6 protein-coding genes are annotated in these 13,740 nt (G+C 61.5%); 3 read left to right on the top strand and 3 right to left on the bottom strand.

Translation table 11 applies throughout. From position 1 onward, the window contains the following. Positions 1-26: 26 nt before the first annotated feature. From M5G18_RS15450 to mexE, 3 genes are read right to left on the bottom strand one after another with little or no spacing between them, the layout of a single operon-like run. Positions 27-1,448, bottom strand: a complete 1,422-nt coding sequence (locus M5G18_RS15450; RefSeq protein ID WP_007954547.1) for an efflux transporter outer membrane subunit — start codon at positions 1,446-1,448, stop codon at positions 27-29. Then, positions 1,445-4,636: an efflux RND transporter permease subunit gene (locus M5G18_RS15445; protein ID WP_179695057.1), complete on the bottom strand. Its 3,192-nt coding sequence runs from the start codon at positions 4,634-4,636 to the stop codon at positions 1,445-1,447. The genes M5G18_RS15450 and M5G18_RS15445 overlap by 4 nt, the downstream gene beginning before the upstream one ends. Positions 4,637-4,651: 15 nt before the next feature. Further along, positions 4,652-5,905 carry a multidrug efflux RND transporter periplasmic adaptor subunit MexE gene (gene mexE, locus M5G18_RS15440; protein ID WP_179695056.1) on the bottom strand — a complete coding sequence of 418 codons (1,254 nt, stop codon included), beginning with the start codon at positions 5,903-5,905 and terminating at the stop codon, positions 4,652-4,654. 735 nt (positions 5,906-6,640) lie between these two features. Here mexE and M5G18_RS15435 point away from each other — a divergent pair. From M5G18_RS15435 to M5G18_RS15425, 3 genes are read left to right on the top strand one after another with little or no spacing between them, the layout of a single operon-like run. Further along, on the top strand, positions 6,641-8,470 hold the full coding sequence (locus M5G18_RS15435) for a trypsin-like serine peptidase (protein ID WP_273899438.1): 1,830 nt from the start codon (positions 6,641-6,643) through the stop codon (positions 8,468-8,470). Then, a complete protein-coding gene (locus tag M5G18_RS15430) occupies positions 8,467-11,529 on the top strand; it encodes an ATP-binding protein (protein ID WP_273899439.1) in 3,063 nt (1,020 codons plus the stop codon). The genes M5G18_RS15435 and M5G18_RS15430 overlap by 4 nt, the downstream gene beginning before the upstream one ends. Positions 11,530-11,543: 14 nt before the next feature. Then, complete coding sequence (locus M5G18_RS15425; RefSeq protein ID WP_273899441.1) at positions 11,544-13,544, top strand: DNA/RNA non-specific endonuclease; 2,001 nt, start codon at positions 11,544-11,546, stop codon at positions 13,542-13,544. The last annotated feature ends 196 nt before the right edge of the window (positions 13,545-13,740 follow it).

Genomic DNA, 13,740 nt, shown 5'->3' with positions numbered 1-13,740 from the left:
AACCAAAGGAGCTCTTTAAAAAACTGTTACTTGCTGGCGACCGTCTCTGGCTGCCAACCGCCACCGAGGGCCTTGTAGATCGCGACGATGCCGCGATACAGATCCACTTCGGCCTGGGCCTGGCTGTCTTCGGCGTTCAGGCGTTCACGCTGGGCGTCGAGCAACACTAGGAAATCGGTGGTGCCTTCGCGGTAGCGAATCTCGGCGAGGTCAGCGGCCTTGCGGCTCGATTCGCTCTGACGGATCAGCGAGATCAGACGTTGCTGACGCTTGCCGTAATCACTGAAGGCGTTTTCCGATTCTTCCAGCGCGAGCAGCACTTGCTGCTCGTAGGTCGCCAGTGCACCTTCTGCATCGGCATCGGCGCCGCGCAAACGGGCCCGCACACTGCCAAGGTCGAACGCCGCCCAGGTGATGCTCGGGCCCAGTGCCCAGGCGTTGGCCGCCGAGGAACCGATCTGCGAACCACGTCCGGCCGTCCAGCCGAGGAAGCCGCTGAGGCTGACCCGTGGGAACAGGTCGGCCTTGGCCACACCGATACGCGCGGTGGCAGAAGCCAGTTTGCGCTCGGCGCTGAGGATGTCCGGACGACGCTGCAGCAGTTCGCCCGGATCACCGATCGGCAAGGCCTTGGCAATCGCCGGCAGGTCTTTCGGGCTCAGGTCGACGGTCAGCTTGTCCGGACGTTCACCCAGCAGGGTGGCGATGCGGTTTTTCTGCCGGGCCTGTTCCGCCTGCAACTGCGGCACGCTGGCTTCGACCGACGCCAGACGGGCATCGGCCCGTTCAACATCGAGCTGATCGCCAACGCCGGCGTCACGCAGGCTGATGGTGATCTTGCGCGACTCCTGCTGGTTGTTCAGGTTGGCCAGGGCGATCTTCTCCCGCAGCTGAGCGCCGCGCAGTTGACCGTAAGCGTCCACCAGTTCGGCAATCATGGTGACTTGCAGCTGGTACAGATCGGCTTCGGCCGCTTGCTGGTCGGCGTCGCTGGCTTCCAGATTGCGCTGGATGCGTCCGAACAGGTCCAGCTCCCAAGCCATGTCCAGCCCCAGGTCGTAGCGTTCGCTGTTGACCCGTTTGGTGGTCTGGCCGGGGATCTGACCTTTGGCCAGATCGCTGCTGGCGCGGCTGGTGATGGTTGGCATCGCATCATTGCTGGCGTCGTCGCGGATCGCCCGGGCGGCTTTCCAGCGGGCGAACGCCACGCGCAGTTCACGGTTGCCTTGCAGCGATTGTGTCACCAACTGGTTGAGGGTCGGATCGTCGAACTGCTGCCACCAGATGCCTTCGAATTTCGAACGGTCGAAGTTCTTCTGGCCGGCGGCGCCGTCGGTGGCGGACGTGATGTTCGCCGCCTCCGTCGTCGGGGTCTTGTAGTCAGGGCCGACGGCGCAGGCACTCAGGGCCAGCACCAGCAGGCTCGGCAGGAAGACTTTCAGACTCATTGGTGCGCCTCCAGTGGCTTTTGAAGATTTTGCGCCTTGGCCGCTTTGCGAGCTTCGCTGCGCTCCACGAAGTTGCGGATCAGCACGTAGAACACGGGGGTCAGCAGCAGACCGAAGAAGGTCACACCAAGCATCCCGGAGAACACCGCCACACCCATGGCATGACGCATCTCGGCACCGGCACCGCTGGAGAACACCAGTGGCACCACACCCATGATGAACGCGAACGAGGTCATCAGGATCGGCCGCAGACGCAGACGGCAGGCTTCCAGTACGGCGGCCAGTGGATCGAGGCCTTCTTCCTGTTTGTCCTTGGCGAACTCGACGATCAGAATCGCGTTCTTACAGGCAAGTCCCACCAGTACGATCAAGCCGATCTGGGTGAAGATGTTGTTGTCGCCGCCAGAGATGATCACACCGGTGATGGCCGACAGCAGGGTCATCGGTACGATCAGGATCACCGCCAGTGGCAGGCTCCAGCTTTCGTATTGAGCCGCGAGTACCAGGAACGCCAGCAATACGCAGAGCGGGAACACGAACAGCGCGGTGTTGCCGGACAGAATCTGCTGGTAGGTCAGGTCGGTCCACTCGTAGGTCATGCCGTTCGGAAGTTCATCCTTGAGCAGTTTCTCGATGGCTTTTTCGGCCTGGCCAGAGCTGTAGCCCGGAGCTGCCGCGCCGTTGATTTCAGCGGTGATGAAGCCGTTGTAGTGCATCACACGATCCGGGCCCGAGGTGTCGCTGACCTTGATGAAGGTCGCCAGCGGGATCATTTCGCCTTTGTTGTTGCGTACTTTCAGCTGGCCGATCTGGTCGGATTCGAGGCGGAACTGTTGCTCTGCCTGAACGTTGACCTGATAGGTACGACCAAAGCGGTTGAAGTCGTTGGCATACAGCGAACCCAGGTAGATCTGCAGGGTGTCGAAGATGTCGCTGACGGCTACGCCGTGGGTCTTGGCTTTTTCCCGGTCGATGGCGGCATCGACCTGCGGCACGTTCACGGTGTAGCTGGTGAACAGGTTGGCCAGTTCCGGAACGTTATGGCTCTTGGCAATAATGTTCATGGTTTCCTTGTACAGCTCTTCGTAGCCCAGGTTGCCCCGGTCTTCGATTTGCAGGCGGAAGCCACCAATGGTGCCCAGGCCTTGTACCGGCGGCGGCGGGAAGATCGCCATGTAGGCTTCCTGAATCCCGGCGTACTGGCCGTTCAAGGCACCGGCAATCGCACCGGCAGACATGCTCGGGTCTTTACGCTCGTCGAACGGTTTCAGGGTCACGAACACGATGCCGGCGTTCGGGCTGTTGGTGAAACCGTTGATCGACAGACCCGGGAAGGCTACGGCGCTTTCCACGCCCGGCTGTTTCAGTGCCAGGTCGGACATGCGTTTGATCACGTCTTCGGTACGGTCCAGGCTCGCGGCGTCCGGCAGTTGCGCGAAGGCCACCAGGTATTGCTTGTCCTGGCCGGGTACGAAACCGGTCGGCGTGCTGGAGAAACCGAAGAAGGTCAGCACCATCAGGCCTGCGTACAGGAAGAGGGCGATGCCGCTGCCACGGATGACCCGGCGCACGGTGCCGACGTAGCCATGACTGGCGCGGTCGAAGAAACGGTTGAACGGACGGAACAGCCAGCCACCGAAGATCTTGTCCAGCACTCGCGAGAAGCGGTCTTTCGGTGCGTCGTGACCTTTAAGCAACACAGCGGCCAGCGCTGGCGACAGGGTCAGCGAGTTGAAAGCCGAGATCACGGTCGAGATCGCGATGGTCAGTGCGAACTGCTTGTAGAACTGACCGGTGAGGCCCGAGATGAATGCCGCCGGTACGAACACCGCACACAGCACCAGCGCCGTGGCAATGATCGGGCCGGTCACTTCACCCATGGCCTTTTTGGTCGCATCGAAGGGGTTGAGCCCCAGTTCAATGTTCCGCTCGACGTTCTCCACCACCACGATGGCGTCGTCCACCACGATACCGATCGCCAGTACCAAGCCGAACAGCGACAGCGCATTGAGCGAGAAGCCGAACAGGTGCATCACCGCAAACGTACCGATCAACGATACCGGCACCGCCACCAACGGAATGATCGAGGCGCGCCAGGTCTGCAGGAACAGGATTACCACCAGAACCACGAGGATCAGTGCTTCGAAGAGGGTGTGAACCACCGCCTCGATGGAGCCGCGCACGAAGATCGTCGGGTCATAGACGATGCTGTAGTCCATGCCCTGCGGGAAGCTTTTCTTCAGTTCTTCCATCTTGCCGCGAACTTCGTTCGAGATTTCGATGGCGTTGGAGCCAGGACGCTGGAAGATCGGGATCGCTACGGCCGGCTGGTTGTTCAGCAACGAACGCAAGGCGTACTGGCTGGAACCCAGTTCGACGCGGGCGATGTCCTTCAGACGAGTGATCTCACCGTTGTCACCTGCGCGAATGATGATGTTCTCGAACTCTTCCTCGGAGACCAGACGACCCTGAGTGTTGACCGACAGCTGGAAGCTCTGGGCATTCGGGGCAGGGGGCGCGCCCAGTTGGCCGGCGGCCACCTGACGGTTCTGCTCACGAATCGCCGTCACCACATCGGTCGCTGTCAGATTGCGCGAAGCGGTCTTGTTCGGGTCGAGCCATACACGCAGCGAGTAGTCGCCCATACCGAACAGCTGCACGTCACCGACACCACCGAGGCGAGCGAGCTCGTCCTTGATGTTGAGGATCGCGTAGTTGGACAGATACAGCATGTCGTAGCGTTTGTCCGGCGAGGTCAAGTGCACAACCATGGTCAGGTCGGGCGAAGCCTTGTCGACGGTGATACCGATGCGCGTCACTTCTTCTGGAAGTTTCGGCTCGGTCCGGGTCACGCGGTTCTGAACTTGCACCTGCGCGTTGTCCAGGTCGGTACCCAGGGCGAAGGTGATGGTCAGGGTGATCTTGCCGTCAGCGGTGGATTGCGAGGACATGTACAGCATGTTCTCGACGCCGGTGATGGCTTGCTCCAGCGGAGCCGCCACGGTTTCACCGATGACTTTTGGGTTGGCGCCCGGGAAGTTGGCACGCACCACCACGGTCGGTGGCACGACTTCCGGGTATTCGCTGATCGGCAACTGGAACAGCGAAATCGCACCGGCGATCAGGATCAGCAGCGACAGCACCGCTGCGAAGATCGGCCGTGAAATGAAGAATTGGGAAAAATTCATCGGAGTTGTCGTCCCTTAACCGCGTGGGGTCGCAGCAGCCAGTTTCACAACCGATCCCGACGCGCCTTTGGCAGGTGCGACTTTGGGCAGGTTGCTGGCTTCCAGCGCTTGTCGTTGTTGAGCGAGAGCGGCAATGGTTTGCTCGCTGGCCATCGGGATCACTTCAGGCGAAACCGGAGAGCCAGGACGAACCCGTTGCAGACCCTTGACGATGATCGTGTCGTCCTTGTTCAGGCCGCTGCGCACGATACGCAGGCCTTCGATCTTCGGACCGAGTTCAACGGCGCGGTAGGCGGTCTTGTTGTCGCCATCCATCACCAGCACGAACTTCTTGCCGAGGTCGGTACCGACCGCTTCGTCGTTGATCAACATGGCGTTGTAGGTGCCGCTGCCGACCAGTTTCAGGCGTGCATACAGACCCGGGGTGTAGGTGCCGTCACTGTTGTCGAACACCGCGCGACCACGGATCGTGCCGGTTTTCGGGTTGACCTGGTTGTCGACGAAGTTCATCTGGCCCAGGTGCGGGTTGCCGTCTTCATTGGACAGGCCCATGTACACCGGAGTGGTTGCACCGCGCTGACCCTGACGGGCGAGCTGGGTGTATTTGAGGAACACACGCTCGTCGGCGTCGAAGTAGGCGTAGACCTTGTCGGTGGACACAACGCTGGTCAGTGGAGTGGTGTCGGCGGTCACCAGGTTGCCGGCGGTAATCTCGGCACGGCTGACGCGGCCGCTGATCGGTGCGGTAACGCGGGTAAAACTCAGGTTCAGCTTGGCCAGATCCAGTTGCGCTTGCAGCGCGCCGACAGCAGCACGGGCTTCTTGTGCAGCGCTGGTGCGCGAGTCGGCCAGTTCAGCGGAGATGGCGTTGCTGGCACGCAGGCGTTCGCCACGACCGGCTTCGTTTTCACTGCGGGTGGCATTGGCGCGGGATTGAGCTACAAGAGCTTCGAGGCGGCGGACCTCGGCCTGGAACGGACGCGGGTCTATCTGGAACAGCAGGTCGCCTTTCTTGACCAGTGCACCTTCGGTGAAGGCGACTTCGTCGATCTGGCCGGAGACCCGCGGACGGATTTCAACGGTTTCCGGCGCCTCGAGGCGCCCGGTGAATTCGTCCCACTCGTTGACCGGTTGTTCCAGCACCTTGGCCACGCTGACTTTGGCAGCAGGCATGGTGGCGGCGGTCTCCGGAGTCTTGCCGCAGGCGCTCATCACCAGCACGGCCAACATAGCCAACGGGAAGCGCAAATGTTTGAGTGATTGTTCCATGGATGCATCCGCCAATGTATTGAAGATGGGCGGATGATGCTCGGCGGGTAGATGGCAAACGAATCGAATGACACGAAGGTAACTATCATTCGGAATGATATAAGCCCGAGGGAAGCCCTCTAGCATGCGCCTTTCGTTAGGGGGCTATCAATTGGGGTGATGGAAAATCTGTGTTGCGTGGAAAGTAATGATGAAACTGATCGCCTTACGTTAACGGAAGCCTTCCACCACTTTTTGATGAAGGTCTTGGCCCAGGCTGGCGCATCTGCGTCAATGGCCGAGTAATGCATTTTCAATGCAGGTTCTAGCACTGCTTCACCTGCAGATTTGGCATCCTTTTTTACTTTCTCCCAGAACGACTCATCCGAATAGTCTTGCCCACCGTCTCGCGGAACCACCCGGCAAGCATTCGCCGTCGGTGGTCAGGCGCCGGAACAGCAACTTGATGCTGTCCGGCCCGGCTACCCGGCCTACCTGGTGGTCTATACGAATCCGGCCGCCCTGGTTGAGGCTGGGCTTGAGTCTGGACAGCTCAGGGCCTGAACACTTTGTGTGCAGGCCAATGGCTGGCGGTATTTTGCGCGCGTTTAATTGCACTATGCTATTAGCTTGGGAGCCCACGATCACCGGGCTTCGCTCATGCTCTCTTAACGGGGAAACACTTTGCGGACTGCGGCGAACGTCGAGCTCCGCACTGTCGCGATAATGGCCGCAAAGCAGGAGGCTTGGCGTTAGATGCCTGATACAGATGACGTCGTCGAACAGACGATGCCTACCGACGACGAGATAGTGAGCGTGCTTCGCGAACCACAGGGTTTCTCCCATGCGGTCGAGGTGTTCACTCAACTGCGGGTCGGCCGGGAACAGGAACTCCCCAGCGCCATTGGCCTGAATATAGAAGCCCAGACCCAAATGCGGGAGCGCGCCAGTCACTGGCTGGAAAAGCTCAAGGCCTATGGTTGCCTGGAAACGTTCATCTACGGCATGCGTGCACGCAATCTGCTGCTCCAACCCAGCCCTCTGCCCGTAGCCGAAGCAAGCGGTAACCTGGGCAGTTTCGACGATAAGCAGCTGAGAGACTTCATGTCGCGGCAGGAAGCGTTTCGCTGTGTGATTCAGGTCGCGGGGGAAACCAAAGGCTCGGGCATCCTGGTCGGCCCTAACTCGGTATTGACGGCGTGGCATGTCATCGCTACGGGCAGCCCGGAGGTCGAGCCCGAGGAGCTGCCAGACATCGATGTTGTGCTGGCCGACGGTCGCAGGATCGGAGTCGTCAAGCTAGTGGTCTCTTCGCCCTGCGCTGACGTCGAGTGGCCACCTCACGGTGGGCGAGTGCCGAACAACGACCATGAAGCCCTGAACCGCCACGACATAGCGCTGTTGCATCTGTACAAGCCTGCCGGCATCCATCTGGGTTATGCGGCTCTGGCCTCCCAGCCTGACTACTTCGCCGATCAGGCGGGCACCGTGCTGGTCAGCTACCCCGCAGGCGCGTGGCGTGGCGTGGAGTTCGCCAAGATGCTGCGCCTGCAGCAACTCACTGCCCGCTGGTGTTCCACCGTCACCGACAATCGTCCGGGGTCCTCGGGGGGCGGTTATTTCGACAACAGCTTTTGCTTGGTGGGTATTCATCAAGGGCGCTGGCAGGACTTCGGCCGGCTGGTACCTCTGGTCCGCTTTTACGATCAGATACGCCAGGCCATCAACGACGACGAAGTCCCGCCGCTGCTGTGGTCGCTCGATGGCTCCCCAGACAGCAACCTGATCATTGCTCGCGATAAATTCTTCATCGGTTACCAGGCGGCCATGAGTGGCCCTGCACGTGCCCGCGGACTCTGGGTCTGGCGGCTCGACCCGGGCAACGATGTGGCCGGCTTGCCGTTTTCGTACCAGATACTTGCCCGACTGGTAGCGCGCAGCCCTAACACCCGTCTGATGCGGGTCAGCTTCGACACCATCGTCCATGACCTGCCGCAGGAGATCGCCCGCCGCGCGGGCGAGATCGATCTGCCAGTGGCGGTCCTGAAGGACATGGCTGGGGCGGGTCACGACCAGACCGAGCCGGAAGCGAGGGTCGCCGACCGTGCCCGGCGCATGGCCCTCTCGCTCAACGAGCAAGCCTATGCGCAGGGTGTCCGGCTTTGGGTGTTTTTCGATCATCCGGCCGCCGCATTCGGCGATGAACTGCGCTGGGCGCTGAGCGCTTTCGTCGAGCAGGCGCTGAAGCTGGACAATTTGCGTATCGCCCTGGCCGGTTTCGAACTCGTGCAGATGCCTTGCGCGCGCTTCAATGACCCCGGCGATGCCTTCGGCTCAGGCCCACCGGGGCTGATGGTCGAGTACCTGGGCGATCTCGAGGAAGAGGATGTGCGTCGCTTCATCAGAACCGCGACCGACGATTTGAAACGCCCGGTCAGCCCGGAGCGGGTCGATGAGTGGACCGAGGAAGCCCTGGAGGATCTGGACCACGTCAATGGTCGCTACGACAGTCGGGTGCGCAGCACGGTCGCCGAGCGGCTGCAAAAAAAACTGCAGAAGTTGTGCAATAAGAAGGTGGCTGTATGAACGACCAGAAAATCGGAGACGCTACGCTATTTGCCGCGCTGTCCGGTCCGTTCGAGCCTGGTCAGGCGCTGTCCAAATTGAGCGTGGCACCCGACACCATTGATCTGGCAATGGAAGCCACCCGCCTGGCCGACTTGTGCGATGTCCGTCCGGCCGATGCCGAGAACCTGTGGTTGCTTCGTACCTCGGTGCGTCATAGCGTGTTAGCCGACCTCAAGGAGCAGAATCGGCTCGACACTGAGGTGGCCAAGCGGTTGCGTTTCAATCCCGATGCGTCGACCCGTGACCTGCTCGCGGTACTGGTCGACGAGGCGCCGTTCAGCCGCGCACAGATCAGCCGAAACCTGGACGAAGCCTCCGGGCGGGCCGAACTGGAGCGCATCATTCTGGCGCTCGACCGGGCCGGCGAGTCCGCGCCGAGTTACGACCTGTTGCCCCGTGCCCGCGCGGCCCTGGCCGGGTTCGACCGTGCGGAAAAAATGGCGCACCTGGCCGAACGCGGCTTTTTCGGGCGCGAATCAGAATGGGCGCGGATCTCCGAATGGCTGGAAAAGCCGGACACGTCCTCGCCGGTGGGCTGCCTGTTCCTTAGCGGTGTGCCGGGTATAGGCAAGTCGACCCTGCTGGGGGAGGTGGTCCGGCGTATTACCGAGGTGGATCAGCCCTTGATCCTGCGCCTGGATTTCGACCGAGCCGGCCTCGATGTGCAGGATCAGCTAGGGCTGACCATGGAAGCGGCGCGTCAGTTGGCGGAACAATTGGAGGGCAGCCTCACGGAATTGCTGAAGGCTCGGGTCGCGGCGGGACTTGTCGACAAGCGGGTGAAGGACACGCGGGATTCACGGCAAAGGCTGCCAGAGGAGCTGGCAAGCAGCATGGGGCGCGCCGTGGAACGTTCGGGGCGGCTGTTGCTGGTGGTGCTCGATACCCTCGAAGTGCTGCGCGGCCGTGGAGAAAGTCAACCAGACCGATTGCTGCGCTGGCTCGATCGTCTGGTCGAGGCGGGCATGGTCCCCATGCGTGTGCTGGCCGCCGGACGCGGTGATGCGCTCGACAGCCTGAGCGCGCACTCTGGACGACCCCTGGAGCAGCCGACACGGCGTATCGAGCGAATCGACCTGGGTGGCCTGGAAGATCCTGCGGCTATTGATCTGCTGAACAAGCTTGGTACGCCAGCGCGTTATCACCGCGAACTGCTCAAGCTGGCCCAGGGCAATCCGCTCAAGCTGCGTCTGGGAGCGGAACTCGCCAAGGACGGTGCACCCTTGCCGAAGGGGCAACGCAACAAGGAGGTCAGTTCGGCTTTTCTTTACCGCCTGCTGCTGTCGCGGATCGACGATCCGTTGTTGAGGAAGCTGGCTCATCCGGGCTTGATTGTCCGGCGTATCAATACCGAGGTGATTCGCGAGGTGCTGGTGCCGGTCCTCGGCCTGGCGCCCTTGAGCGTCGAGCGGGCCGAGGAACTGTGCACCCAGTTGGCGAGCCATCACTGGCTGGTCGATGCCGATCTCGATGCCCCGGGTTATCTCAAGCACCGCAGCGATATGCGCTCCTTGCTGCTGCCATTGTTGTACAGCGACAACGCGGCAACGGCGGCGCGGGTGGACTTTGCGGCCATGCGCTGGTTCGCCAGCCTGGAGCCATGGTGGGCGCGGCTGGAGTCGCTGTATCACCGCTTGCAGTTGAGTCGCCGAGGTGTCGAGCTGCCGGACCTGACCAGCCAGGACGCCGCGCAGTTCGACAACGAGACGCTAGAGGAACTGCCCGTCAGGGTCGCGGATCACTTGCGCAGCCTTCGTGGCGAACGCAGCAGCGAACTGCGTGGCGACTGGGCACGCAACGATGCGGTGCAGGACGCGTCGATCGTGAATGAGTGCCTGACGGTGCTCGGGCGCCAGGATTGGGTCGAGGCCAGCTATCTGGTGCGTAGCATCATTGACGGGCGCAGGCTGCGCATGGACTCGACAGCGGCGGATGCCGTGCGCATGCTGCTCTGGCGCTCCGGGCAGTGGGCCGAGGCGCGGCGCTGGTTGCGCGAGCGTGATCGCTTCAACGACAGCGACGATGACCTGGCCGGGCTGCCCGAAGAGGTGGCATTGGTTCGCCTGGAAATGCGTGCCGAGTTCAGTCCTGACCGACTGCGCCGCCAATGGTGGGCATGGCGTCCGCAGATCGACCGCCTGGAGCGGACGGCGGGCAACGCCAGCGACGATTGTGCTCGCTACGGCGCGTTGGGGTTGTTGCTCGGCAGTTTGCCGGAGCCGTACCGCTTCCCTCTGGTCCGTGACGGTGATAGGGATTTTGTCGAGGTGGCGCATGACCTCTGGCTCGGCGAAACAGGCAACGAGGCTTGGCATGTTCTCGAGGCCGGTCGTCGTCAACTGGCGCATTACGGGGCAAGCACTCAGGCTCAACAAGATGTCGAACCCGGACGGTTGCTGGCGATGTTCACACCCTACACAAACGTTGTCCGCCACTTGCTGCTGCTACCGGAGAACCGTGCCCTGAACGCGTCGGTCGAGCGCTTCCTCGTTGCCGTTGCGGCGGCGGGCGGGTTGTTCGGGACCGAGCGTTCGCTGCCGATGCGACTGTCTCGAGAGGACCCGCTGACGGTACTGAACGATCTCGGGCTGTTCGCCGATTGGGCGCAGTCCTGTGCCTTCATCGAGGGCAACCAGGACCTGACGCGGATCGGCCGTAGCGCCGAGCGCTGGCGTAGAACCATGGCCGGCAACTGGTCGATTGGTCGACGCCCGGGGCGCTGGGCGCAGAAGCCACCTCTCGACCAGACCAGCGAGAACCGACTGAGCACGTTGTTGATGGCGTCGAATGGCCTGCAGCAGGCGCATTGGCAGTTGCAGGTGTGGAGCGAGGCCGTAGCCGATGGAGAGCTGCGCTCAACCCTGCGCCGACGTCTGAAACATGTCGCTCACACGACGCCGAACGGACTATCGAAACTCGATGTCCCGCGCAGCCTTACGCGCCAACTGTTGATCCGCGGAATTCCTGCCGTATTCGCACCAGCGGTGGCTTTATTGATCCTGAACGCTGAACTGTAAACAGGGGAATCGAGATGGCAAGCCTATCCAGAGAAGAGCGTATCGGCAATCTGAAGCGGCGGTTGACGCCGGAAATGGAAAAGGCGGTGCAGGACGCACTGTTAAAGCGCCGCCTGCCGGAATCCGCACTGACCGCGTTGTCCGTCGCATCTATTGAAGCGCTCAAAAAAGGCTCAGGCCTTGAGTCCATGATCAACGACAGCACCTTGTCTGGGTTTGAGGCGATCATCCAACTGACCGGCCGTCCTCCCTTGTTGATCGATAACGACCAAGTGGTGATGGAGCCGCTACCGGACTTTCCCCCGGAGACCCAGGGGCTGATCCTCAAGACGCAGAAGTGGATTCCTTCCGTCGGTCGCATTGAGTTTCGCAACCACCAAATGGAGTGGGCCGGAACAGGCTGGGTAGTGCAGCACGTCGGCAAGGGGGCGCTGGTAGTCACCAACCGTCATGTGGCGAAGTTAGTGGCAACCCGAAAGGCTGATGGCAGTGCGGTGTTCGGCCGTTCTCATGCTGGGGCGCGCTACGGTGCCGTCATCGACTTTCGCGAAGAGTTGCATAGCAAACCGGGCGACACCGTTCGTACCGCCGAACTGACCAGGGTGAAATACCTGGCCGACGATGCTGGTGCTGACGTGGCCTTGCTACTGATCGAAACCGCAGACTTCAAGCTGCCGACGCCGATGGAACTGATCGGCGACAAGGAATTGCCGGGCAGGGGCGACCTGGTTGCCCTGATCGGCTATCCCGCCTATGACTCGCGCAACGATGCCGACGCCCAGGCGAAGTACTTCCGTGATTTGTACGATGTCAAACGCTTCGCGCCGGGCCGGATCCTGAAGTCTGCCGACAACGGTCAGTACCTGACGTACGATTGCACCAGCCTGGGCGGCAACTCCGGTTCGCCGGTGATCCGCCTGAGTGATGGCAAGGTCGTCGGACTTCATTTCCAGGGCACTCCCCTGAAGGCCAACGTCGCCGTGCCAGCGCGGACCCTCAGCCAGTTGATCAAGGGCGAGCTTCCCGTGTCGTCACGACTGGCTGGCGTTGGCGAGGAGGCCAAGGACGGCAGGCATGGAGCGACGTTGTTCGACGGCCGACAGGGCTTTGACCGCGAATTCCTGAAGGCCACCCACACTGCACAGGTTCTGAAAACACCCTGGCCCGTTCTTCCCCCTGAACTCGCGGGCACCCTGGCCACGCCAAGCGATGCGCCCGTCGAACCCGATGAACCCGATGAACTGCGCTATACCCACTTCGGCGTGAAGTATTCGAAAGAACTGAAGTTGCCGTTGATTACCGCAGTCAATATCGACGGACAGGCTGCCGTGCGGATCAAGCGCGGCACCGACCGGTGGTTCGTCGACGAGCGAATTCCGGCGTCGATCCAGTTGGGTGAGTCCAACTTCAAGGATCCGGAAATTGATCGCGGGCATATGGTGCGCCGCGAAGACCCGAACTGGGGGACCGCGCAAGAGGCCGAACAGGCTAATTTCGACACCTTCCACTACGTCAACGCTTCCGCCCAGCATTCGACCCTGAACCGCGGCAAGGCGCTCTGGCAGGGCCTGGAGAACTACATTCTCGACAGCACCCGCACCCATGGTTTCAAGGCGTGCGTATTCACCGGACCGATCCTGCGCGACGCTGACAGCGAAGAGTCCGAACTGGTCATCGATGGTGCCGTCGCGCCAGTCGAGTTCTGGAAGCTGGTGGTGACCCTGGACGCTTCGGGCGATGCCTTGCATGCCACGGCGTACGTGCTAAGCCAGGGGCAGTTGCTGCGTAAACTGGTGGAGAGTCGCTCGCGTCGTGAAACGCTGGAAGGTTTCCAGTTGGGGGAGTACCGCACCTTCCAGGTAGCCATCGCGGACTTGGCGGAGGCGACCAACTATGACTTCAAGGACTACGCGGCCAGCGATGCACTGACCCGGGTCACGGCAGCGCAGGAGGCTCTTGCCGATGGTGAGCCGGTGTTCCTGCCGATTACCGGGTTGGAGCAGATCGTTCTTTAGTGCGGGATAGTGGAGGAGTGCGGGCCTGAGGTTTCGGCTGCCTGATGGCAGCAAGTGAGTGTCTATCCCAGAGCAGATGAGGTTCCAGAGTATGTTATGGAGCAATTGCTGACAGTCAAGCGACCATGTTCGGAGGGTACAGCAGCACTGGTTGGGCTCATTCGGGCCGGCTGGCCCACCAGCTGGGGGCAGTTGT

Origin of the sequence: Pseudomonas aphyarum (assembly GCF_028657055.1) — a bacterium.
GTDB classification, from domain to species: domain Bacteria; phylum Pseudomonadota; class Gammaproteobacteria; order Pseudomonadales; family Pseudomonadaceae; genus Aquipseudomonas; species Aquipseudomonas aphyarum.
The sequence above is the reverse complement of the archived record's forward strand: the minus strand, read 5'-3'. Positions and strand labels throughout refer to the sequence as shown.

Coding starts and splice junctions, on each gene's coding strand:
- M5G18_RS15450 (WP_007954547.1), bottom strand. CDS start 1,448: ATGAGTCTGAAAGTCTTCCTGCCGAGCCTGCTGGTGCTGGCCCTGAGT.
- M5G18_RS15445 (WP_179695057.1), bottom strand. CDS start 4,636: ATGAATTTTTCCCAATTCTTCATTTCACGGCCGATCTTCGCAGCGGTG.
- mexE (WP_179695056.1), bottom strand. CDS start 5,905: ATGGAACAATCACTCAAACATTTGCGCTTCCCGTTGGCTATGTTGGCC.
- M5G18_RS15435 (WP_273899438.1), top strand. CDS start 6,641: ATGCCTGATACAGATGACGTCGTCGAACAGACGATGCCTACCGACGAC.
- M5G18_RS15430 (WP_273899439.1), top strand. CDS start 8,467: ATGAACGACCAGAAAATCGGAGACGCTACGCTATTTGCCGCGCTGTCC.
- M5G18_RS15425 (WP_273899441.1), top strand. CDS start 11,544: ATGGCAAGCCTATCCAGAGAAGAGCGTATCGGCAATCTGAAGCGGCGG.